The organism is Anabaena sp. FACHB-1237, from assembly GCF_014696225.1.
In the GTDB taxonomy this organism is placed as follows: Bacteria; Cyanobacteriota; Cyanobacteriia; order Cyanobacteriales; family Nostocaceae; genus FACHB-1237.
Map to the genome: position 1 here is coordinate 140,739 of NZ_JACJPV010000001.1, position 22,698 is coordinate 163,436.

A 22,698-nucleotide genomic window follows, 5' to 3' on the forward strand; every position below is an offset into this window, starting at 1 on the left:
TTGATAGTATTTCCTGAGCAAAAATGTGTTAACAACATTTATTATCATTGTCATTGGATTCTTAGCATTTTTATGTTCATTTTGGGCAATGCGTAAATATCAAAGACATAAAAGAAATCATAGAAATAGAATCAGACAAAACATCCCTGAATATATACCGAGCATTGCCCTTAACTCTATGATTGAGCAAATACAAACAGATCCACAGGATGGTGATTTTCCCAGCGATCGCTATTATTTAGAAGGAGTAGGCTATATTATAGGCGATATTACTTGTGAATTTAACGCCCAATCTAGCCATATTCGTTGTGCAGTTAATCCTCTAGGTCCGTGTGAAAACTGTCCTCACTATAGCAAACAACAACAATCAGACTATCAATCAGATAATAGTCAATAGGTTCTCAATAATGAATTATATCTGAGGTATGGTATAGAATGGATAATGATCGATCCTAGTGAATCATCTATGATAAATTGCAGTAAAACCATTAAAATAGTTATGTTTTGTAAAGTATAGACCACAGATGCTGATCAAGTTAGAAACCAAGAAATATTATAAATGGGTATGGGACGAACCCCTGGGAGGAGACTTTGACGAATGGGGTACTAGTACATACTTTATGGAAATTGGCAAAGATTTATACCCTTTAAGACAAATAGAAGTTTACCAAAATGGTAACGTTTTATTTTATGATAATAGCCATATATTAGATGACTATGGGATGCTGTGCGATAAGAAAATAGATATAGAAGATATAGAAGAATTTGAAATTACACAAGCGGAATTTGAAAAAGTCTGGCATAGCAAAATACCCATTAATAGGTAGTTGTGGTGTGTGTATAGACCTGTTAATTCTTAGGATAGCCTAAAGCCAGTCTCGCATTTACCTGCTATGCTTGAGGTAATCATGCCAGAGCCATGGAATATCAGTAAATCTACTCATTTTTAATCATGACCAACAATACTCAACTTAGTCTTTTTGATAACTCTAACAATCACCAAAATGATTTTATACCTACAGATGCAAAAGTTCCCATTCTATCAGCAACTTATCAGACCATAGAACAAATAGAAAAACACTGCAATCAATGTCAACGTTGTTCCTTAGCAGAAAATCGTACTCACGCAGTGATAGGCCGAGGTAATTTGCAAGCAAAAATCATGATTATTGGGGAAGCACCAGGAAAAAATGAAGATGAAACTGGTTTACCATTTGTTGGTAGATCAGGACAATTACTAGATAAAATTTTAGAATCAGTAAATTTAAGCACCGAAAAAGATACTTATATAGCTAATATTTGTAAATGTCGTCCGCCAGAAAACCGTGTTCCTACTAATGAAGAAATTACAGCCTGCAAACCATATTTATTAGAACAAATTAGATTAATAGACCCAAAAATTATCCTGTTAACAGGAGCAACATCTGTAAAAAGTATTACAGGAGATAAAAGAGCAATTACGAAAATTCGCGGGCAGTGGTTAGAATGGCAAGGGCGGTTATGTATGCCCATTTTTCATCCATCTTATCTACTACGCAACCCTTCCAAAGAGCCAGGATCACCTAAGTGGTTAATGTGGCAAGATATTCAAGAAGTACGGAATAAACTGGATAGTTTGAGATGAAAGGGAGTTTAGGGGGTAGGGGAAAAGTCAAAATTCTTGATTCTGACTTCTTCTGATCTGTTGCTGCCTAATTTCGTTTTGTTTTGTATCAGGTAGGATATAAATCATATCATGTCCGGTTTAACACTTATCATATCTGTTGAGGCTGGTAATGGGTCATTGGTAATTGGGCGGACATGATACAGCAGTTTCCGTTATTATTAGGTACAGATGTTAATGATAAAACCCTTGTAACACAGGCACCTTGCTGTGTTCATAGTGTACTTCATGTAGATGAAATGTGCTGTATCATACCCAAAATTAGCAATACTGGGGAATATTTGGGGAATTTGGTAATTTCAACAACCTATTCTATTCATCAATCTCTAACACATTATAAGTACCAAATATCTTTAATATCTCCGTGTATTCTTGTAGCTCTAACAAAGCAGATTGCATATTTGCTGAATTAATATCTGCCTCTATATCCAGAAAAAACAAATATTCCCCTAAATAGCGCTTAGTAGGACGTGATTCTATTCTACTCAAATTAATGTTTAAATCAGCAAATATTTGTAATGTTTTCACTAACGCACCAGGTAAATTGGCGGGTAAACTAAAAGCTAAAGATGTGTGACTATGACTTGTAAATTCGTGGTTATGCTCACTCACTACCCAAAATCTAGTACAATTATCAGGGTAATCATTAATACCTTTTGCTAATATTGGTAAATTATAAATTTCCGCAGCGCGACTAGAAGCAATAGCGGCTGTATTAGTGTTTTCTTTAATTCCTTTTAGTGCTTCTGTAGTAGAATTAGCCGGAATTAATTTAACATTGGGTAGAAATTGTGATAACCAACCTTGACATTGTGCTAATGCTTGAGGATGAGAATATACAAAATTTATTTCATTTAAGCTATTTGCACAGGAAATAATAGTGTGATTAACAGGTAGAATCAAAGCTAATTGAATTTGTAAATTTTCTAATTGCCAAAAAGTATCCAAAGTCATGCTAACACTACCCTCAATGGAATTTTCCACAGGAACAACAGCTATTTCCGCTTCTTGATCAGCTACAGCTTGCAAAGACTGGGCAATTGTAGTATGGGGATGCAAAGTTGCCGGAATGCCTCGATTTGTTCTTAACCAATTAAGATAGAATAAAGCCGCTTGTTCGGCATAAGTTCCTGGTGGTCCAAGATGGGCAATTTTCTTATGGATGTCTTGCATTTTTCCTCCCTAAACTGATTAATAATTAAATTAAATTAATTATTGTTTCTAATTTGCTACTGTTGACTCTAGTTGATTGTTAAGTGTCTTACCAAAAATCTTTTGTAGGGTGCATTAGACAACATGACTGCAAATAAACAGATTCTTGATATCTGATGTACCCTACCAATGTTCCAGTTGCGTAACTCCTGTAATTTGTTACTGTTTACTCTAGTTTATTGTTAAGAAATATTACAATAATAAAATAATCAATGTAAAATGAATAATCTAAATTTACTAATGGCTACCAAGTTTACTGCTTCTCAATCAGTGGAAATTTCTGTTCCTAAGCAGCCTATTCCCATTCATCATTACTTGCGTCAGCCGCAAAGGTTGGTTTATGCTTTGGCTGATAATAGTCTCATTAAACATATATCTGATGACGTATATCGTTTAAAAATGCGTCCGTTATCGTTTATGTCGTTAAGTATTCAACCAACAGTAGATATGAGAGTATGGGCAGATGCAGATGGAACAATTTATTTGCGATCGCTTAGTTGTGAAATACTAGGATTTGAATACATCAATCAAAGATTTGCCCTAAATTTAAAAGGTTACTTATCGCCTGTATCATCAGATAATGGTACAATGTTACAAGGAAAAGCGGATTTAGAGGTACAGGTAGATATTCCTCAGCCATTTTCCCTAACACCAAAAAACATTTTAGAGGCAACAGGTAATAGCCTACTCAAGAGTGTACTATTGACCATTAAACAAAGACTGTTGCATCACCTATTAGCAGATTATCGTCATTGGGTAGCATCACATATAGATAATATCAAAGAGTCAGGAGTCAGCAAGGGCTTAATGTTAAGCCCAGACTAGGAGTCAGGAGACTGTAGGGGTTTAGCAGTGCTAAACCCACAAGTCAGCATTCCCCACTCCGCACTCAACAGTCAGGAGAAACAATCAGTTGTAATTAAACCTGACAAGGACGAAATGATAGACGATGTAAGGGAGATGGTCCATACTGTTGTAAAGCCAGTAAATGTTTCTGGCTGCCATAACCCTTATTGTTGGCAATATCATACATCGGATATTTAGATCCTAGACGAGTAATTAAATCATCACGCCATACCTTAGCCATAATACTAGCTGCGGCGATGTTCAGCGATCGCTCATCACCCTTAATTACAGTATTTTGTGACCTTGACAACCCAGGTACTAACTGATTACCATCAATTAAACATAAACTAGGTGTAATTTTTAACTTATCCACAGCCCGTTTCATAGCCAATAAACTAGCCTGTAAAATATTTAACTTGTCTATTTCCGCAGTAGTAGCATAACCAATTTTCCAATCTATAGATAGACTAGCAATTTGTTGAGCCAATTTCACCCTACGAGAACTAGAAAGCTTCTTACTATCATTAATTTTGTCCCCCATCAGCATTGAAAAAGCACTTTCTGGTAAAATTACAGCCGCAGCAACCACAGGACCAAATAAACAACCTCTTCCCACCTCATCCACACCAGCAACCATACCATGAAAATTTGAGTAGTCAGATAATTCTAACCACATAGAAGTTAATGGTAATAGTTGTGTTTGTGTCATAATAGTGCGGAGTTGGGTGTTAGGAGTCAGTAGGGGTTTAGTGCCACTCATAGATGTCAATTTACAGCATTTTTCAGGTAAATAAGCTACAGTAGTTGAACCAGTTGAAGGCATCATCCTTTGTAATATAATTAACTATTAAATCGTTCAGCCAGCAAATAATTATATTGATATCGCAACATTTCTAGGGTTTTATCAATTTTTTCTGCTTGCTCTTTTGTCGGTTTAATTTTGTATTGATAGGATATCCGCACCTGATTATTGCCTTTTTCTGCTGTTGGTGTTACTGTCTACAAGCCATTCATCCCACGCTCTTAAGAGTGAGACGTGGGGCTTCTGTCAGGATAGCTAAACCCCGGAGTTGGAAGTTAGTAAAATTAGTCGTTTAAAACCGACTTAAGCTTTGAGACAGGGAATAAATTCCCTGGCTGGCTACTCATTCATATCATCACACGAAGATACATCTCCTTCCGTTGCTGAAGAACGACGACGGCGACGACGGTTAGGAATAGAAGTTGTTATAGATTCTATCTCCTCCGTATTTGATGTCATCATTGCTTCATCACTGGTTGTCATAATTGGTGTACTATCAGATGTACTAACGGTTGTAAAAATAGGAGAAGCTTCAAATTCAGAAACAGCAGGAGTATACTCATCCATCACATCAGAAGTAGGTTCTGCTTCAGGGAAAATATCATCAATGCTTGTACTGTTGACCCTGGGAAAAATAGAGATAATTTCCTCATCAGGCATTTGTCCAGGTTCAACTACATTAATCGTAACCGGACGAGAAATTTTTTCCATACCTAACTTAATTAAAGGAGAAACTCCCATTTCTGCAAAGGTATCTTGTTCTCTAGTGGACATTTCCACCATCACAATTTCTGGTGGTTCAATTTTTACAGTTTCTAATTTTACCTTACCCCGTTCTGGTTTTTCCGTCCAACTCGATTTAAGATTAGGTGTAGGTAGGTCTGATGCTCCTAATTCCCCTTCATCTAAATCTAAATCTGCATCATTAATAAACCCTAATGGATTATTATCTTTACCATTACTTCCCGTCATGCCCAAACGACTGCGACGGGTACGAGTGCGGCGTTTATCCCCTAATTCTTGATAACTGGGATGATGGGAAAGAGTTAAAGAGCTAAATTCTGACTCACTTTCAAAACCATCAGCAAAAGTATCATATTCCTTGGGTTCAGGAATACGCGGTGCTGGTAAACGTACCTCCTTTTGTGGAGTGGGAACAAAACGCTCAGGAATATCCGCCGCAGGTATAGGTAGACGGTTTTCCAGTTCTCCTGGTAATCTCACTGTATGACCTAAACCACCGCAAGTAGGACAAGTTTCCCCAAACAACTCATAGATATTTTGACCCTGACGTTTACGAGTTAGTTCTACTAACCCTAACTCTGTCAACTGGGCAATTTGGGGACGTGCTTTATCAGCCTTGAGTGTTTTATTAAAGTGCTCTAAAACCTGCATTTGATCACGGCGAGATTCCATATCAATAAAATCTACCACAATCACACCAGCAATATTTCTTAAGCGTAACTGACGAGCAATTTCTGTAGCAGCTTCACAGTTTGTCCATAATACCGTTTCTCTGGCTGTAGCTGATCTGGTAAATGAACCAGAGTTCACATCAATTACCGTTAACGCTTCCGTTGGCTGAATGATGATATAACCACCCGAAGGTAAATCTACTCTCGGCCTAAGTGCTTCTCGAATAGCAGCATTGATCCGGAAATATTCTAAAATTGGTGAGCGATCGCGGTGATGATCAATTAATAAACCCTGGGGCGTTTGGCCACCGCTCCAATTTTGTAAATACTGCTTAACCCTTCTTAACCCAGTGTTAGAATCAACTACAATGCGGTTTACATCCCCACCATACATATCCCGTAACACACGCTGAATAAAATCATCATCCCTATTTAACAAAGCTGGTGCACGAGTAGAAGCTGCTTCTTGTTGAATAGCTTCCCACTGCTTTTGTAATACTTCTAAATCCTCAATAATTGCTTCCTCTGGCTTTCCTTCCGCTTCCGTTCTTACCAATAAACCCATCCCAGCAGGTTTAATCAAAATTGCTAAAGCTCTTAACCTATTACGTTCATTTTCGTTCTTGATACGTCTTGATAAGTTAACACCTCTACCATAGGGCATTAACACCATATAACGACCTGGCAACGTAATATTACCTGTTAACCTTGGACCCTTGGTTCCCGTTGGCTCTTTCATCACTTGCACCAGAGCCTTTTGTTGCGGAGTCAATAGTTCCGTGATTGCTGCTGCACTGCGTTTTAACCTCAATGGACCTAAATCAGTCACATGAATAAAACCATTGCGCTCAGGGTCGCCAATATTGACAAAGGCCGCATCTATACCAGGTAATACGTTTTCAACTACACCTAAATAGATATCACCAATTTGATGATGCCCCGTAGCTACAACCAACTCTTGTATTTGATCTTCCGAAAAAACCGCAGCTATTTGATGCTGTTCGGCGATAATAATTTGTTTTGGCATTCAATTTCCTCAAAAACTGACAGCATAAATGATGGGATTTGTGAAAAATTTTCTGTTATTCTTCTTCCGTTGATGTTATTGCTGCAAAGTGCTAATTAGTCATCAGTAGTCAGTAGTCAGTAGTCAGCCATCAGCTTTTCTTCTTCTATAAAACTCAAGGTGGTTGTTACAGTAAACATCTTTTGTATTGTGCATCAGCATATAGCAGGTGACAGGTAACAGGTAACTCCAGTTGAAAGTCCGTTGGTGTCTTGTGTTGTATGATCACAATATGTTCTCATCTAACTAACAACCACTATATTACTAATTTACTGATAGCTGATAGCTGATAGCTAATAGCCGATTATAGCTTAAGAAATCAAATCAACCATCTATGGTTAATTTTTCACAAATTATATCTACCATTGAGTGAAATGCTATGTAGCAGGTATTTGTAGAAAGCATCATGGACGAGAACTTGACAAAAGCTATGGTAACTATCAATTCACAAGGTACTTATAGAAAGAGTGTTTTATAATTTACATATCTGGGATATAATTCTAATTGCACTCTTATATATTTACTTACATCTCCTGAACTTCAGGTTTGTGAACTAAGTCATTCAATGCAGCGCCAGAAAATTTCTCTTCACCTAATTGTAACGCAAACTTGCAAAAAATCAATTAGTATTTTTGGTAATTGGTAATTGGTGATTGATAATTGGTAAGCTGTTGTGCTTTTAATTTGGGCGTTGCTGATTAAGGGTATGATCAAGGTTTAACGCAGAGGCACTCCAGATACACAAGAGTAAGATTTTCATTTTTGTAACTTTTCCATTTCACACTCTAATTGAGCAACGCCTTAATTTGGATAATAGATGCAAGCAAGATGCTTGAACTACAGTAATTTTAGGTTTTTTAGTTATACAGTGAGTGCTGCACATCAGCTTATGATAGTATATATTATGGAATATATCTGTATTAATCAGCATAATCTTACAAATTAGAATTTAGATATAGAATATCACTTCCTAGTTTAAAGAAGTACAAAATTATCTGCGTTCATCCGCGTTCATCTGCGTTTAACTCAAACTTTATGTACTTCAATGCAATACTATTTTAGACATCTCCATCATTAACCAAGCGTTGACGATGAATGTGCAACATCTGAAATTCTGTCATCATTTCTGACTCTGGAGTGCGGAGTGAGGAGTGCTGATAGCTGACCCTTGAAAACATTAATAATATCTGTTCAGGACGCAATATTGAACCATCAGCGCGACAACTTCCTAAATAACGAATTACTGCGATAGATTCTCCATCTACAATTGTAGTTTTAATTAACTCTATTTCCCACAATCTTTCTCGCAGATTTATCATTTGTTCTTTTCCTGACTTGGTTGTATGTGGTGTTAAAATCTCCTGTGCATTTTTAATACTATCTATCCAATTTTGCCATTGTTCATGACTGGCTGATGACGTAGATATAGTTAATAAATACTCTGCTCCTACCAATGTTTGATTAGCTGACTTATTTTTTAAGTCAACCTCTACTACTTTATACACAGGTATATCTGCTGGTAATTGATTTACTAACTGTTGCTGAAAATTATTAATATCCATCCGTTCTGTTAATTCAAAGTCTACCATTTCGCCACTACTAGTTGCGCCTAAAGCTAAAGCACTAGCTATAGCAATACGTGGTGAAGGATGAAAACCTCCTGTAAAAGCTATCGGTAAACCTGCACGACGGATAACTCTATCAAATAATCTTAACAAATCTAAATGACTGACTAAAGCCATATCACCTTGTTTACCAAACCATACCCGCAGTCTTTGACTCTTTGTGGTATTGGGAACAAATTCACCTTGAAACTGGGGAATAGGAGGTGCAGGAATTACCACATTATGCCCAAATTCCGGGCTACAAACCCCACAATGGGAACAACCTTCAAAAGAGCAGTCAGGAACGGTTGCGGCTGCTAGAGCGCGTTCTAGGTCTTCCTGAAGCCATTTTTTATCTATACCTGTATCTATGTGATCCCAAGGTAGGGGAATGTCTAAGGGAGATACTGGTTTTTGTTCGTCGTTGGTATGAAATAAGTTCCATTCGCCATTTTCCACTTGACGATATTTCCAGTCTAGGCCAGCCTCGGATATGGCTTGTCCCCAGGCTGCGTAAGCTGTTTGTATATTATCAAACCATGAATCCATACCTGCCCCTAGTTCCCAAGCCCGACGGAGAACTTTTCCGAGACTGCGATCGCCTCTGCCGATAAAATCTTCCATAGCAGAAATACGAATATCGGTAAAATTGGCTTTAACATTTCGCATTTGGCGAAATTCCTGCCGCAACAAGTCTCGTTTACGCGCAAATTCTGCCGTTGCTACGGAATGCCATTGAAAAGGTGTATGGGGTTTAGGGGTAAAATTAGAAATAGTTAAGGTAAAATTAATTGGCCTACGTCCTTTACTCCAACATTCCCGTTGTAACCATCGGATAGTGTCTGCAATACCAATCACATCTTCATCAGTTTCACCGGGTAGACCAATCATAAAATACAATTTGATTTTATCCCAACCTTGATCTCTAGCGGTTTTTATCCCCCGCAATAATTCCTCATTGGTTAACCCTTTATTTACTATATCGCGCATTCTTTGCGTTCCCGCTTCTGGCGCAAAAGTCAAACTTCCCTGCCGTGTTCCTCCTAAAATATTAGCAATATTTTCATCAAACCTATCTACTCGTTGACTGGGAAGTGATAGGGAAATATTGTCATTCTTTAAGCGGTTTTTAATTTCCATACCCACCGCAGGTAAAGCCAAATAATCGGAACAACTCAGAGATAATAGAGAAAATTCGCTGTACCCCGTTTGTCGCATTCCCGTTTCTATGGCTTCTACCACTTTTTCCGGTTCTACATCTCGCGCTGGCCTGGTTAACATTCCTGGTTGACAAAAACGACAACCGCGAGTACATCCCCTACGAATTTCCATAACTAGTCTATCATGTACTGTTTCCATATAAGGAACTAAACCGATGGAATAGGCAGGAATAGGAGTAGCCACACGCCGAATGATACGCTCTGGTACATCTGCTGTGAGAGGATAGACAGATCCGGTATCAGCCATAGCATAAAATTGAGGTACATAAACACCAGGAATTTGTGCCAAATCTAGTAAAATAGCTTTTTTGCTTAAACCAGCATTTTTGCCTTCTGCCATCACTAAACCTATTTCGGGAAGGAGTTCTTCTCCATCCCCTAAAGCGAAAAAGTCGAAAAAGTCTGCATAAGGTTCGGGGTTAGATGTGGCAGTTTGTCCACCCGCAAAAATTAGGGGATAATTCCCTTGGAGTCTTTCTTCCCAAGTCAGAGGAATACCTGCTAAGTCTAACATTTCTAAGATGTTAGTCGCGCCTAATTCATAGCTGAGACTAAAACCTAAAATATCAAATTCTGTTAAGGCACGTTTTGATTCTACTGCAAATAGTGGTATTTGAGTTTGACGAAGTTTAGCAATTAAGTCTGGACCAGGAAGATAAGAGCGATCGCATAATTGTCCAGGTTGAGCATTTAAAATATTATATAGGATAATATGTCCTAAATTGGACGCGCCCACTTCATATATTTCAGGATAAGTTAATACCCAGCGTACTGTAGCATTTTCCCAAGGTTTATGAACCGCTAACCGCTCATTGCCTAAATAACGGGCAGGTTTTAAAATATCTGATGTGATTAATTTTTCAGTTATAATAGTCACTTTGTCTCTCTTTATAACTATGTAAATAAAGCTAACAGTTTTTAATTATAGCATGATTGTAAGTATTTCGAGATAAGTAGGGTGTGTTAGCGATAGCGTAACGCACCATAGCACCATAAATGGCAATTATTTATAGATAAAGTGTTAGCGATAGCGTAACGCACCATAGCACCATAAATGGCAATTATTTATAGATAAAGCGATTAAAAATTGGCGACTAGAAATCGCATCTACACAAATAAAACCTGCCTACGCAGGTTAAAATATTTATACCAATTCTGTATGAAGATTCTCTAAATTTAGATCATAAATGAACCACGAAGACACAAAGGAAGCGAAGAAAGAAATACAAGATCAAAAAATTTGGCGCAAACTCATAAAGAAATGGTATTACTATATTATTATTAGTCCACGAAAGTGGACTTTGATTGTGTAGCAGCGAATTACATTCGCCCAATACCGCCCAATAAATTTAAAATATCCTCTTAATTTATCACCTAATTTCCCAAGCAACTTGACTTAAAATATTCATAGGTTTAATCTCTTTTAATAACTGCATTTGTTCTGTATTTTTAACTAATAAACAACCTGCAAAACCCAAAGAATTAATCGAAATTGAAGCAAACTCTTCTAACTTTCTAGGAACTATTAATAACCATTCTTTAGTTGCTAATAAATTATATGCTGCTGATTGTTGATGATTAATTTCTGTAATTCCTAAATATGCTAGTAATGTCTTATATTTCTCATAAATTGTAATTATATCATCTGTAATATTGATTTTAGCAAAAGCGTGTAAAAAAGGCAATGTAGGAATAATACCAACATCATGAGAAAATTTGGCTAATGCTAATAATGGAGTAATGGGAATATCTGTTTTTGAAAAAGGTACTAATTGCAAATGTTTATGTTTTTGACTAGCGCCAGCAATTTTACCACCATTATAAAATACTAAACCAGGAAAATCTTGTAAACAAGTCCATGTAGCGGTAAAATCTGCTAAATCTAATAAAGTTTCTTGTTGTACAAAATTGCGAGTCACAATTAATAAATGATGATTGACAACATTGAATTTATTTAAAATACAAAGATGTGTATTAGAAATTTCTGTAACAAATAAATCTGGTTCAGGAGGTAAAAAAGGATTGAATTGTTGACCATGAATATCTTTTTTCTTGGCTGCTTTTTGTTTATTATTAATATTAGTTAAAATTCTCACTAAAAATTGCACTCCATCTTGTTCAACTATTTCTAATTCTGTGGAAATGGATTTTAATGCACCTGTTTCTAAGGCCTTTTGAGTGGTTTGCTTTACGCTTGTCCATAATGTTCCTGGTTTTAATAGTATTGTATTGTTATTCATAATATATAAAATAATATATAAAATTTAGATAAATTTAGATAAATTTAGATCCCGGACTTCTTTAAGAAGTAGGGGATCTAAAGATTAACACCAAATACGACCACGACGGAAAGGTTTATCAGGTTCAGTTTGTTGGGCTTTTTGTCTAGCCATTTCCTGTTACCAAAAACTATAATCTTCCAAACCAGTTGACAGAATATTACGTTTAATTTCTTCTGGTTGTTTAGGTTGTGGTTCGCTAGAATTTACCGATGTTTTATTTTTTTGACTCATAATATTAACAACTCCTAAATCATACAACTACAAGAAGATTTAATTTGCTGATAGCTACGATATTGAAAAGCAGCCGGATAATTATAATTAGCGCCATGTAATAAATCCATGCGAAGCACAGGGAGGGTGAGAAAGGGGTGCGATCGCTCCTATGAGGATATGTGGTAGTTTTAGAGCGATGGCTTATCACCTAAAAAAGATTCTGGTGAATCACAACTCGTTAAATTACCCTTCAACATCAATTTAACGCCTTCACCAAACCAGTCTTCTTCACAAGGAAGAAGTTAAACTCGAAATCCAGGGGGGTATCCTTTTGCGGGCGACGACGCGGAGTAACTCACCCCATTATACCACTCACCTCAACGAAAGTAATAAGTCTATTGACCCATCCCTTGGCGCACGGTTCGCCTCGATGAATTGACGAACAACCCTTGTCAGTTCCGGGGTTTCGGATACCTGGCACGGGGGTGGTGGAAAACTGGACTTAGATCCCACATTCCGCACCCTGGGGTGTCACATGGTATTATCACTTAATTTACTCTTGATTTTTGGATATAAATTATGCGTTTTTGGCATCCTACCTCCGTTAATTTTCCGAGAATTAGTATACAATACAACCTCATGTTATCATAAAAAACGGTAAAAACCGATTGTGACAGTTGAGGGTGCGAAAGATAGGTTTAATAAAATAATAAAAATTTAATAACACATACAAAAAGTTTGATAGTTAACATCTAACTGTTAACTCTTATGTCTTTGCCAAATTTGATTTATGAATAAATTTAATTGTTTTTGAGCAATCTTATCAATTTCAAATCTTAGCTCCTTTGGTACAAGCTGTGATAATAAATTAATAACTTCTGTATCTAAAGCGGGTCTAAACGCGGTAGTATTCCATAATAAATCACCTGCTTCTCGTAAATCAATAATATTAGCAGTATCTTCGTGCAGATTTCCGTTAAAATAGTGATTATAATGTTGTAAATCGTCATGATACTCAACTAACAATAAAGGACGAACCCAACATAAACCACGAGAAACTACTTCTTCAATTACTTCTACATAAAGATGCTTATTGTAATCATCTAAAGATATAATTTGCCCTGATTGAAACTTTGGTTTAATATTCATATTGATTTAATTTTCTCTCAATTTCTGGATCAACTTAATTATAATCAAGTATAATTAAGTTTATATCCCTGTGATGACAATGCTGAACAGTTAGCGTAGCAACAATTAAGGTACTTAGGTAATTAACTGATGATCAAAGTTAGACATAAATAAACTGTTAAGTCTATCTTGCTGATGTTGTACCTATATCCTTTACTTTGCTATATATTGTAGTCTATTAAAATTAAAAGAGCAAAGAATAGTGTCAGTTCAAACCATTGAGAAAAACTCTACTACCCGCAAAATTGCACCTAGATATCGGGTGTTACTCCATAATGATGATTATAATTCTATGGAGTATGTTGTTCAAGTTCTTTTAACTACTGTTAGCAGTCTGACTCAACCTCAAGCTGTTAGTATTATGATGGAGGCACACCATAATGGTTTAGCTTTGGTGATTACTTGCGCTCAAGAACACGCTGAGTTTTATTGTGAAACGCTAAAAAGTCATGGTTTAAGTAGTACAATAGAACCAGATGAATAGCTATCAGCTATCAGCTTTTAGTTGTAAAATTTGTTTTTTGCATGGCTAGATCATGTTAAATATTATCAAATATGAGATCCCCGATTTCTTCAAGAGGTTGGGGATCTAAATAATTTTAATAGTGATCATATCAAGTATTATGAAATTAAATTTGGCTGAATTTGCTCAACGCTCTGCTCCCGTGAGACTAGGTTGTTTTATTATAGCATTATTATTAATATGGTTGCCTTTTGCCATTCCTATTTATTTATTAGTTGCAGATACTAATTTACAAAGTATTATTACATTAGTAATATTATATATCCAATTCATGATTTTAGTCAAGGTTTCTGGTAAGTTTATTTATCAACAACCTCGCATTTTTAGTGATTATGGTTTAGAGTTTTCGGGGCTGAATTTTGTGAATATTATTCAAGGTTTAAGTTTAGGTTTCTTCAATATATTCTTAGTTTTTATTATTCAAGGTTTATTAGGTTTATTAACATGGCAAAAACCGCAATTATTGTTAATTAACCTGATAGGAGAAAGTTTATTAGTGGGGTTAGGAATAGGTTTTGCAGAAGAGTTATTTTTTCGTGGTTGGTTTTTAGAAGAATTGCGAAAAGATTATAGTTTTGATGTGGCTTTATGGGTAAGTGCAATTTTCTTTGCATTAACTCATTTTATTAAACCTATAGATGTGATGATTGCCAGTTTACCACAGTTTCCAGCTTTGATATTATTGGGTTTAAGTTTGGTATGGGCTAAAAAATGGAAAAGGGGAAGATTGGGTTTCTCTATGGGTTTACATGGTGGTTTAGTGGGTGGTTATTATATTATTAATGTGGGTAATTTGGTGAAATATTCTGGTGTTGTTCCTGATTGGGTTACAGGGGTAAATAATAATCCTTTACAGGGTATAATGGGGGTAGTTTTTATGTTAGGTTTAGCTGGGTTGATGTATCACAAAGGAACAGCAAATAATTAGCCGTAGGGGCAAAACCCCTGTGGTTGCCCAAGGAGTCAGAATAAACAATTTGCACTCCGCACTACCCAATTATCAATTCCCTAAATATTTTTGTACAACCATCCAACCTGTGATAGATACCCAAGTTAAACCTATAAATAATAAGAGATTACAGGTAATATGTAAAGGTTTTGCCCAAGTTGCACCACTACTAATTTGAGTGGCACTAAAAGAGGAAATTAAGGTTAAAATAACGACGGTTACACCTGCTATTAAATGTGATGAATGTCCTAAATTTCCAAAATGTCCTAATGTGCCGATAATACCAATTACTAGTAATAATAATACTAAACCTACCATTGTTAAACCGATGATATAATGGAGCGATCGCAATTCCTCACGGTTTCTTGGTAATAATATTCCTAAAGGTGCTTGTTGTCTGGTTCTCATGATAAACATAGAAAAACCACTAATAGCTAAAAATAGATATGCTAATAATGATAATCCCATAGACCAGGCTGCTATTTTCCATAGCCATAAAAATGAAGGTAGGTGCATATTTTTTATTTCTTTATTTAGACAATTATCAAACTATTATATATCATAATTTCATTATTTGCATTAGGAGTTAAAAAATAAGGCGTTGCTGAATTGGGATATGATATTTATTGCGCGCGTCAGCGAAGCGAACCACTTGCGTTAGATGCAAAGGAGCAAAGACACAAAGTTTCAAATATGGTATTTTATCACCAATTACCAGCCTGAATTAGATGAATAGTAATTTGTGTAACTAACAACAATAAAGAACAAAAATATGGCAACTAAACTAACTGAAAGATTTGAAAAAGCTGTGGTTTATGCCATTCAATTGCATTCTTTACAAGTGCGTAAACAAACAGAAATTCCCTATGCGACTCACTTATTGAGTGTATCATCTTTAGTATTAGAAGATGGGGGAGATGAAGATGAAGCGATCGCTGCATTATTACATGATGCTATTGAAGATCAGGAAGGGTTATAAACAAGAAAAGTAAATATTAGAATATTTTGGAGAAAGAGTGACAGAAATAGTAGATGGTTGTACAGAATAAATTATCAAACCTAAACCACCTTGGCGCGATCGCAAATTGAATTATTTAGAAAAAATTCGCAATGGTTTCTTACCGTCGTGTAGCCTTAGCAGATAAGCTCCATAATTCCCGTTATATTTTAACGGACAAAAGACAAAAGAAAGATGTAATTTGGGATAAATTCGGTGGTAAAAAAAGCAGGAATTTTATGGTTTTATCGCACGTTTTTAGATATTTATAAGGCCGATAATTTTCTATCTATGTTACTACCAGAATTGGAAAAATAGGAAGATGGTGTAATTCGTTTATTTAGTTTTAATCCTGAACAGGAGGTAATTGTCAAATGGATTCCTTAACTAATCAATATCGTCAGATTATTAAAAAAAATCTTGAAGAATATGCTGATTTATTTGGTAAAGCTGAAAAAAAACTTGCATCTTTACAAGCTGAATACTTAGAATTACAAGAATCTATTAAGAATATAGAAATACTGAAATCAGAATCATCTTTGCGAAAGCAAGAATTAGACCTGGAAACCATAAAAATAGAAGAGGATATTGAACAAATTACAACAGAAAATAAAAATCTCAAAAGTCAATTAGAAGAATTAAATCAGAGTAACCAAAACTTAACCAAGGTGAATTTACAACTAGAAAAAGAAAATGAAGAATTAAAACTATTAGAAAATCAATTATTTCTGTTACACAAAGAATATAAAGAATTAAAAGAATCTATTGAACATATAGAAATCTTAAAATCAGCATCAACCTTACGGAAGCAAGAATTAGAACAAGAAACAAGAAAACTAGAGGAAGATATTCAACGCATTTCTAAAGAGAATAAAAACCTTCAAACTCAAGTAGATACATTAAGTTATAATAATCAACAGCTAACTGAAGCTAATAGTAAGCTGAAAAAAGATAACAGAGATTTAAAGAATATATTAGATCAAATCAAACTTAAATTAACAATTCATATCAATAGTTTATTGAGATTAGAAGATAGTGAAATTCGCAAGGGTTTAATCAAGTTATTACAATCTATACAGGGTTAATAATTTTTATGGTTAATTATAAAAGTAAGAAAATTTTTCAAGGGATGACTTATTGTGAACTGCAAAAACATAACTCACAAAATAGAATTAAATTATCTCCAGAAGATCAAAAATGGTTAAAAGAGAATAATTATAAAAATATCAGATGGGAAAATGTTATTAGTCTATATAATCAAATTCAAGATTTTTTAGTGAAGTATCAGGTAGAAGATTTAACCCTGGAAGAATTATTTTTACAAGCGGATCATATTGGTAATAAATATCTCACAGAGGAAGAAATACAAGATTTTCAGCAAAAACTAGCAAAACAACTTAATGAAATTGCAGAAGAAATAGATAAACAGTTTCCTGATACAGAAATAGAAATTATTGATTTTAGTCAAAACACTAAATCTAAACCCAGAAAAAAACGCAATCAAAAAACCTACAGAACTACTAAATTATAGGAATCATAAAAATATGAAGTTAGAAAATAAAAATATTGACGAATTATTTAAAATAGCAGATAAAATTGGTAACAAGAGATATCATAAGCTGACAGCGCAAGATTTTGAGAATTATAAAAAATTCGACCATTGGAGATATATTAATGGTGATTCAGAATGTGGAATAACTGAAGAAAGTAAAAATTGGGTAAGAGATAATTCTGATTGGTGTTGTCCAATTTGTGATCAGAAATACAAAGACGATAATGTGAGAACTATTGATCATAAGTTAGCAAGATCACAGTATCCCTGGTTATCATTAGAATTTAAAAATTTATGGGTTATTTGTCGAAATTGTAATTTGGAAAAGGGAGAAATGCACTGGTATGAATATGAACTTTATATTTTTAAAAAATATCCAGAAATTTATCCTTTTATAAAATCTGTACGTCCTGTTAGCTTATTACGTTCTTTAAAGGAATAAATAAAAGGAAATTATGTAGAATGACAGGCGATCGCATTTTTGATTTAGAGTAAGGAGTGCGATCGCATTATCTAATGTAGATTTGAGAGCGATTTTTAATATTTTCAAGTCATATCCTAGTTTAACAATAAATGGAAGTAAGTACCATAATTAAACACTAAAAACCTGCCTAAAAAATTACCTACATCTATTTGCAACCATCAGCCATATCAAACAATAATCTCACGCCCAAACACAAAAATACTTAGTTCACTGCATATTTTCGCGCCTCTGCGTGAGAATTAAAACACATTTTCAGTCAACAATAAACTTTACTGCTGATAGCTAATCACTAATAACTAATTCAACCACCTAGCAGCATCTTTAGCATGGTAAGTTAAAATTAAATCAGCACCAGCGCGCTTAAAACTAGTTAAAGTTTCCATTACTATTCTTTCTTCATCAACCCAACCATTTAAAGCCGCAGCTTTTACCATAGAATATTCACCGGACACATTATAAGCTGCCACAGGTAAATTACTAGCCTGCTTAACCTGCCAAATAATATCCATATAAGATAAAGCTGGTTTAACCATCAAAATATCCGCACCTTCAGCTACATCTAATTCAATTTCTTTGATAGCTTCGCGGGAGTTACCAGGGTCCATTTGATAGGTGCGTCTATCTCCAAATTGAGGAGTAGAATCTGCTGCATCTCTAAAAGGTCCATAATAAGCAGAAGCATATTTAGCTGCATAAGACATAATAGGAATATCTATAAAACCTGCTTCATCTAAACCGGAACGAATAGCTTGCACAAAACCGTCCATCATTCCCGAAGGTGCAATAATATCCGCACCAGCTTGCGCTTGAGAAACTGCGGTTTTTTTCAACAATTCTAAAGTAGGATCATTTAATACTCTACCTGTTAAATCACCTGTTTGTAAATAACCACAATGACCATGACTTGTATACTCACACAGACAAGTATCATTAATCACTATTAAATCAGGAACAGTATTTTTAACTGCGGTTGTGGCTTTTTGGACAATACCACAATCATGCCATGCACCAGTAGCTTCTATGTCTTTATCGGCGGGAATACCAAATAAAATAATTGCGGGTATTCCTAAGTCATAAACTTCCTTAGCTTCTTCCACAATTTTATCTATTGAAAGCTGATAAACTCCTGGCATTGACTTTACTTCATTAGCAATTTGTTCACCAGGAACTGCAAATAATGGATATATCAAATCACTAGTATTTACAACAGTTTCGCGCACCATACGACGTAATTGAGGATGAGTGCGTAAGCGACGAGGACGATGTATAGGAAACATGGCTTTTTGTCAATTAAAAAAATAAAAATGGACGCAAAAAAAACCGTCACAAAAACTAGTTTTGTGTTGACTTTATTCAGGGAAACTACAAACAGTGCTTTTAACTGTCTTTTGCCCTGCTCTTCATGAAGTGGTGGGGCAATTTTGTATTTTACATCTTTATGGACATTTTCCTGGATTTTTTTGCGAAAATATCAAAAAAATATTTCAAAAATATTTCAAAAATATCGAACATATTTTCTCATTAAGTAGTGATTCAAAGTAAATTGTATATTTAGGAAGGTAACTTAGGAAAGGGTTTTTATGAACTATTTAGTATCATTTACCCCATCTGCCGTAATAAAAATCACTAAGTTGTGAAATCTCTTTAATGTTGGCCGATGTCCCACACTAATAAAAGTAGTACCACTTTGTAACAGTAAATCATAAAGACTAGCTTCATTTTGTTCATCTAGGGCACTGGTAGCTTCATCTAAGATGACATATTTAGGTTTGCTTACTAAAAACCTAGCAAAAGCGAGTCTTTGCTGTTCTCCTAAAGATAATACCTCACTCCAATCCTGTTCTACATCAAAACCACCAAATCTCATATCTAAATCTAATAAATTGACTTTTTGGAGAATTTCATGTAATTGATGATCAGTTAAATGACTATTACCAAAAGGGTAAAATAGTTGATCTCGTAAACTTCCTAACATCATATAAGGACGTTGGGGTAAAAATAGCATTTCTGATAATTCTGGACGAAAAATCACACCAGTACCGCTATTCCATAACCCAGCAACAGCACGTAATAAGGAACTTTTCCCACAACCACTTTCTCCCATAATTAATAATCCCTGGCCTGTAGCTAATGTAATAGACAAATTTCTAAATAGGGTTTTTTCATAGTTAGGAGTTTGTAAGGTGAGATTTTCTACTGCTATTTTATTACTAGGAATAATTTTAATTACTTCCTGTGGTTCTACCAAAATGTGACGATTTTTTAAAGAATGATTTAATAAATATAAACGATTAATAGAAGCAGCAAATTTGGTAAATTTCTCAAATTGATACATAATTACATTTACAGAAAAAGCCACTTGTCCAAAAGCACCTCCAGCTTCCACTACTTTTCCTACCAGAATTTCTCCACTTAATACTTGATTTCCTAAAATAATTGCGGGAATGATCACTGGTAAATAACTAAATTGGTATTTGAAAATATTTAGATACACCTCTGACCATAAAATTAGTTTTTGGAAGTTTTGAAACACTTCTTGAAAAATTAATTTAATTTTATTATCTTCTTGGATAATGCCATTATAAAAAGCGATAGATTCGGCATTTTCTCTAATTCTCACTAGTCCGAATCGAAAATTAGCTTCTTTTTTTAGTTGCTCATAATTTAGATTAGTTAATTTTTTTCCATAAAAACCAATAGTTAAGGCATAAGCTAAAATAGAGTAAATTACTAAGGCAAAAACTAAACTTTGAGAAATAGACCAAAGAATAATACTAAAAGTACCAACTACAAAGATAGACTCCACAATATTTACTAAAAATTGTAAACATTGTTGACAAAAATTAGCGATATCCTCAGAAATACGTTGATCGGGATTATCAATATCTTTATAAAGATAGGTTAAGTCATAAAATGAGCGATCGCTAAAATACTTATCTAAGAAAAAATTAGTTAACCACCTGCGCCAATAAATGCCCAAAGTTTCTCTTACGTAACCATAACCAGAATTAAATAATCCAAAAATCATGATTCCGGCCAAAACTAGCAAAATGCCTTGCCAAAAACCTGGACTATTTTTAGCTGCAAGGGATGTAATTAAATTACCCTGAACAGTATTTAAAACTACCTTGAGTTGTGTATTAGCAAATAAAAGGACACCGAGAAATACTAACAAAGCCAAAGCACCTTGTTGTTCATTGCCAAACCAATAGAGTTTAGCGATCGACCAAAACCGCTTAACAGATTGAAACTTAAATCTTTTGCGTAAATTCATAAAAACCCGGCAACCTATAAAATAGAAATTAATGACTTAATCAAACTACTCAGGTTTACTGACACAAATTAGGTTAGTATCATAACTGAATATCAATATTACATATCATTGAGAATATAGGACAATGCGTAATTTCACATTCATTTGGATAGGACAACTAATATCACTAATTGGCACATGGATGGCATCCTTCGCCCTAGACATTTGGGTATTTCAAAAAACTGGATCTGCTACCCAATTTGCTCTGGTTACAATTACCACCAGCTTACCACTAGTTTTAGTCTCACCCATAGCAGGAACATTAATAGACCGATGGAATCGCCGATGGACTGTAATTATTAGTGATGCTTGTATAGGAATATGTATTCTTATCTTCACCATTTCAGTGAGTACAGGTCAATTACAAGTATGGCACATATATTTAATTAACACATTTATATCCCTTTTTAGTGGGTTTCAGAATCCCGCCTACAAAGCCTTAATTACCTGCTTAGTACCAATAGAAAAACTACATAAAGTAAGTGGTATGGTACAATTAGCCTTTGGTATTCAACAAATAGCATCCCCCTTACTAGCAGGTTTATTACTTTCTATCATAGATATTCAAGGTATTCTCATCATTGACCTAAGTACAGTTATCATTGCTTTAATTCCACTACTGATGACTAAAGTAGTAGAAATTTCTCAATATCCTGTAGAAGAAACCCAAAAAGTATCATTTTGGCAAGAAATGATTTATGGATGGAAATACCTGCAAGAAAGTTCTGGACTGCTAGAATTTTTAATCCTCTATACTATTTATCAATTTTTAGTAGGTTGTGTTTTTGTTCTAGCTTATCCACTAGTTTTATCCCTCACTACCTCCTCACAACTAGGAATAATCATGTTTGTTGGTGGGTTAGGAATACTCACAACCTCACTAATTATCAGTAAATGGGGGAATCAATGGGAAAACCTGACGAATATAGTCATCACAGCTATGATATTCAGTGGATTATGGATAGCGATCGCCGGATTACGTCCTTCCATATTACAAATTAGTATATGTACCCTCCTATTTTTTCTCTGTAGTCCCATCATCAACGGCTTAACCCAAGTCATCTTCCAGAAAAAAGTCCCCCCTCAAGTACAAGGCAGAATTTTCGCCATCACTGGTGCAATTTCCACCGCCGGTTTACCAGTAGCCGCCGTATTTGCTGCCCCCCTAGCAGACAACATTTTAGAACCACTCATGGACTTTAACGGTCCTTGGGCAAACAACATCATCGGACAAATCATTGGTTCAGGTCCAGGAAGAGGTATAGCCCTATTATTTGTTATCTTAGGATTATTCACCTTAATAATCACATTGATTGGTTCACAATATCCCACCATTCGTAAATTATGATTTAGGTAATTGGCAATTGCC

The 22,698-nt window shown here is 35.0% G+C and carries 22 protein-coding genes and 1 pseudogene; 12 read left to right on the forward strand and 11 right to left on the reverse strand.

The window, feature by feature from the left end; translation table 11 throughout:
* Positions 1–25 precede the first annotated feature (25 nt).
* The 3 genes from H6F32_RS00645 to H6F32_RS00655 all read left to right on the forward strand — a co-directional run bounded on the left by H6F32_RS00645 (position 26) and on the right by H6F32_RS00655 (position 1,624).
* Positions 26–397, forward strand: a complete 372-nt coding sequence (locus H6F32_RS00645) for a DUF6464 family protein (RefSeq protein WP_190367404.1) — start codon at positions 26–28, stop codon at positions 395–397.
* 127 nt (positions 398–524) lie between these two features.
* The gene (locus H6F32_RS00650) at positions 525–827 is read left to right on the forward strand and encodes a DUF6881 domain-containing protein (RefSeq protein ID WP_190367405.1); all 303 of its coding nucleotides are present in this window, start codon (positions 525–527) and stop codon (positions 825–827) included.
* A gap of 125 nt (positions 828–952) precedes the next feature.
* Positions 953–1,624 carry a uracil-DNA glycosylase family protein gene (locus H6F32_RS00655; protein ID WP_190367406.1) on the forward strand — a complete coding sequence of 224 codons (672 nt, stop codon included), beginning with the start codon at positions 953–955 and terminating at the stop codon, positions 1,622–1,624.
* Between the two features lie 351 nt (positions 1,625–1,975).
* On the opposite strand, the gene pheA is transcribed toward H6F32_RS00655, so the two are convergent.
* Positions 1,976–2,836, reverse strand: coding sequence for a prephenate dehydratase (gene pheA / locus H6F32_RS00660; RefSeq protein WP_199294428.1), 861 nt, complete (start codon positions 2,834–2,836; stop codon positions 1,976–1,978).
* A gap of 279 nt (positions 2,837–3,115) precedes the next feature.
* Here pheA and H6F32_RS00665 point away from each other — a divergent pair, with 279 nt between their 5' ends.
* Positions 3,116–3,700 carry a DUF1997 domain-containing protein gene (locus tag H6F32_RS00665; protein WP_190367472.1) on the forward strand — a complete coding sequence of 195 codons (585 nt, stop codon included), beginning with the start codon at positions 3,116–3,118 and terminating at the stop codon, positions 3,698–3,700.
* Between the two features lie 94 nt (positions 3,701–3,794).
* On the opposite strand, the gene H6F32_RS00670 is transcribed toward H6F32_RS00665, so the two are convergent.
* The 7 genes and pseudogenes from H6F32_RS00670 to H6F32_RS00700 all read right to left on the reverse strand — a co-directional run bounded on the left by H6F32_RS00670 (position 3,795) and on the right by H6F32_RS00700 (position 13,472).
* A complete protein-coding gene (locus H6F32_RS00670) occupies positions 3,795–4,430 on the reverse strand; it encodes a ribonuclease HII (protein ID WP_190367473.1) in 636 nt (211 codons plus the stop codon).
* Between the two features lie 137 nt (positions 4,431–4,567).
* Positions 4,568–4,684: pseudogene (locus H6F32_RS00675) on the reverse strand (helix-turn-helix domain-containing protein); the annotation flags it as partial.
* A gap of 178 nt (positions 4,685–4,862) precedes the next feature.
* Positions 4,863–6,965, reverse strand: coding sequence for an Rne/Rng family ribonuclease (locus H6F32_RS00680; protein WP_190367407.1), 2,103 nt, complete (start codon positions 6,963–6,965; stop codon positions 4,863–4,865).
* A gap of 1,097 nt (positions 6,966–8,062) precedes the next feature.
* Positions 8,063–10,705, reverse strand: a complete 2,643-nt coding sequence (locus tag H6F32_RS00685; protein WP_190367408.1) for a TIGR03960 family B12-binding radical SAM protein — start codon at positions 10,703–10,705, stop codon at positions 8,063–8,065.
* 493 nt (positions 10,706–11,198) lie between these two features.
* Positions 11,199–12,068: a DUF4922 domain-containing protein gene (locus tag H6F32_RS00690; protein WP_190367409.1), complete on the reverse strand. Its 870-nt coding sequence runs from the start codon at positions 12,066–12,068 to the stop codon at positions 11,199–11,201.
* A gap of 84 nt (positions 12,069–12,152) precedes the next feature.
* Positions 12,153–12,221, reverse strand: a complete 69-nt coding sequence (locus H6F32_RS21035) for a cyanobactin biosynthesis PatC/TenC/TruC family protein (protein WP_225880494.1) — start codon at positions 12,219–12,221, stop codon at positions 12,153–12,155.
* 861 nt (positions 12,222–13,082) lie between these two features.
* A complete protein-coding gene (locus H6F32_RS00700) occupies positions 13,083–13,472 on the reverse strand; it encodes a hypothetical protein (protein WP_190367410.1) in 390 nt (129 codons plus the stop codon).
* 241 nt (positions 13,473–13,713) lie between these two features.
* Here H6F32_RS00700 and clpS point away from each other — a divergent pair, with 241 nt between their 5' ends.
* Positions 13,714–13,995 carry an ATP-dependent Clp protease adapter ClpS gene (gene clpS, locus H6F32_RS00705; protein WP_190367411.1) on the forward strand — a complete coding sequence of 94 codons (282 nt, stop codon included), beginning with the start codon at positions 13,714–13,716 and terminating at the stop codon, positions 13,993–13,995.
* A gap of 139 nt (positions 13,996–14,134) precedes the next feature.
* A complete protein-coding gene (locus H6F32_RS00710; RefSeq protein ID WP_190367412.1) occupies positions 14,135–14,962 on the forward strand; it encodes a CPBP family intramembrane glutamic endopeptidase in 828 nt (275 codons plus the stop codon).
* A gap of 72 nt (positions 14,963–15,034) precedes the next feature.
* On the opposite strand, the gene H6F32_RS00715 is transcribed toward H6F32_RS00710, so the two are convergent.
* On the reverse strand, positions 15,035–15,499 hold the full coding sequence (locus H6F32_RS00715; RefSeq protein WP_190367413.1) for a DUF4079 domain-containing protein: 465 nt from the start codon (positions 15,497–15,499) through the stop codon (positions 15,035–15,037).
* Between the two features lie 256 nt (positions 15,500–15,755).
* On the opposite strand from H6F32_RS00715, the gene H6F32_RS20335 reads away from it, so the two are divergent.
* The 5 genes from H6F32_RS20335 to H6F32_RS00735 all read left to right on the forward strand — a co-directional run bounded on the left by H6F32_RS20335 (position 15,756) and on the right by H6F32_RS00735 (position 17,974).
* Positions 15,756–15,962, forward strand: a complete 207-nt coding sequence (locus tag H6F32_RS20335) for an HD domain-containing protein (protein ID WP_242031006.1) — start codon at positions 15,756–15,758, stop codon at positions 15,960–15,962.
* A gap of 131 nt (positions 15,963–16,093) precedes the next feature.
* Positions 16,094–16,252 (forward strand): hypothetical protein, encoded by a 159-nt coding sequence (locus tag H6F32_RS20340; RefSeq protein WP_242031007.1) that lies wholly within the window; start codon positions 16,094–16,096, stop codon positions 16,250–16,252.
* Between the two features lie 102 nt (positions 16,253–16,354).
* On the forward strand, positions 16,355–17,065 hold the full coding sequence (locus H6F32_RS20345) for a hypothetical protein (RefSeq protein ID WP_190367414.1): 711 nt from the start codon (positions 16,355–16,357) through the stop codon (positions 17,063–17,065).
* Between the two features lie 8 nt (positions 17,066–17,073).
* Positions 17,074–17,511 (forward strand): hypothetical protein, encoded by a 438-nt coding sequence (locus tag H6F32_RS00730; RefSeq protein ID WP_190367415.1) that lies wholly within the window; start codon positions 17,074–17,076, stop codon positions 17,509–17,511.
* 13 nt (positions 17,512–17,524) lie between these two features.
* Positions 17,525–17,974, forward strand: coding sequence for an HNH endonuclease (locus H6F32_RS00735; RefSeq protein ID WP_190367416.1), 450 nt, complete (start codon positions 17,525–17,527; stop codon positions 17,972–17,974).
* Positions 17,975–18,312: 338 nt separating this feature from the next.
* Here the strand turns inward: H6F32_RS00735 and hemB are convergent, their stop codons facing one another.
* Positions 18,313–19,293: a porphobilinogen synthase gene (gene hemB, locus H6F32_RS00740; protein WP_190367417.1), complete on the reverse strand. Its 981-nt coding sequence runs from the start codon at positions 19,291–19,293 to the stop codon at positions 18,313–18,315.
* Between the two features lie 308 nt (positions 19,294–19,601).
* Complete coding sequence (locus tag H6F32_RS00745) at positions 19,602–21,290, reverse strand: ABC transporter ATP-binding protein/permease (protein ID WP_190367418.1); 1,689 nt, start codon at positions 21,288–21,290, stop codon at positions 19,602–19,604.
* 124 nt (positions 21,291–21,414) lie between these two features.
* Here H6F32_RS00745 and H6F32_RS00750 point away from each other — a divergent pair, with 124 nt between their 5' ends.
* Complete coding sequence (locus H6F32_RS00750; RefSeq protein ID WP_190367419.1) at positions 21,415–22,677, forward strand: MFS transporter; 1,263 nt, start codon at positions 21,415–21,417, stop codon at positions 22,675–22,677.
* The last annotated feature ends 21 nt before the right edge of the window (positions 22,678–22,698 follow it).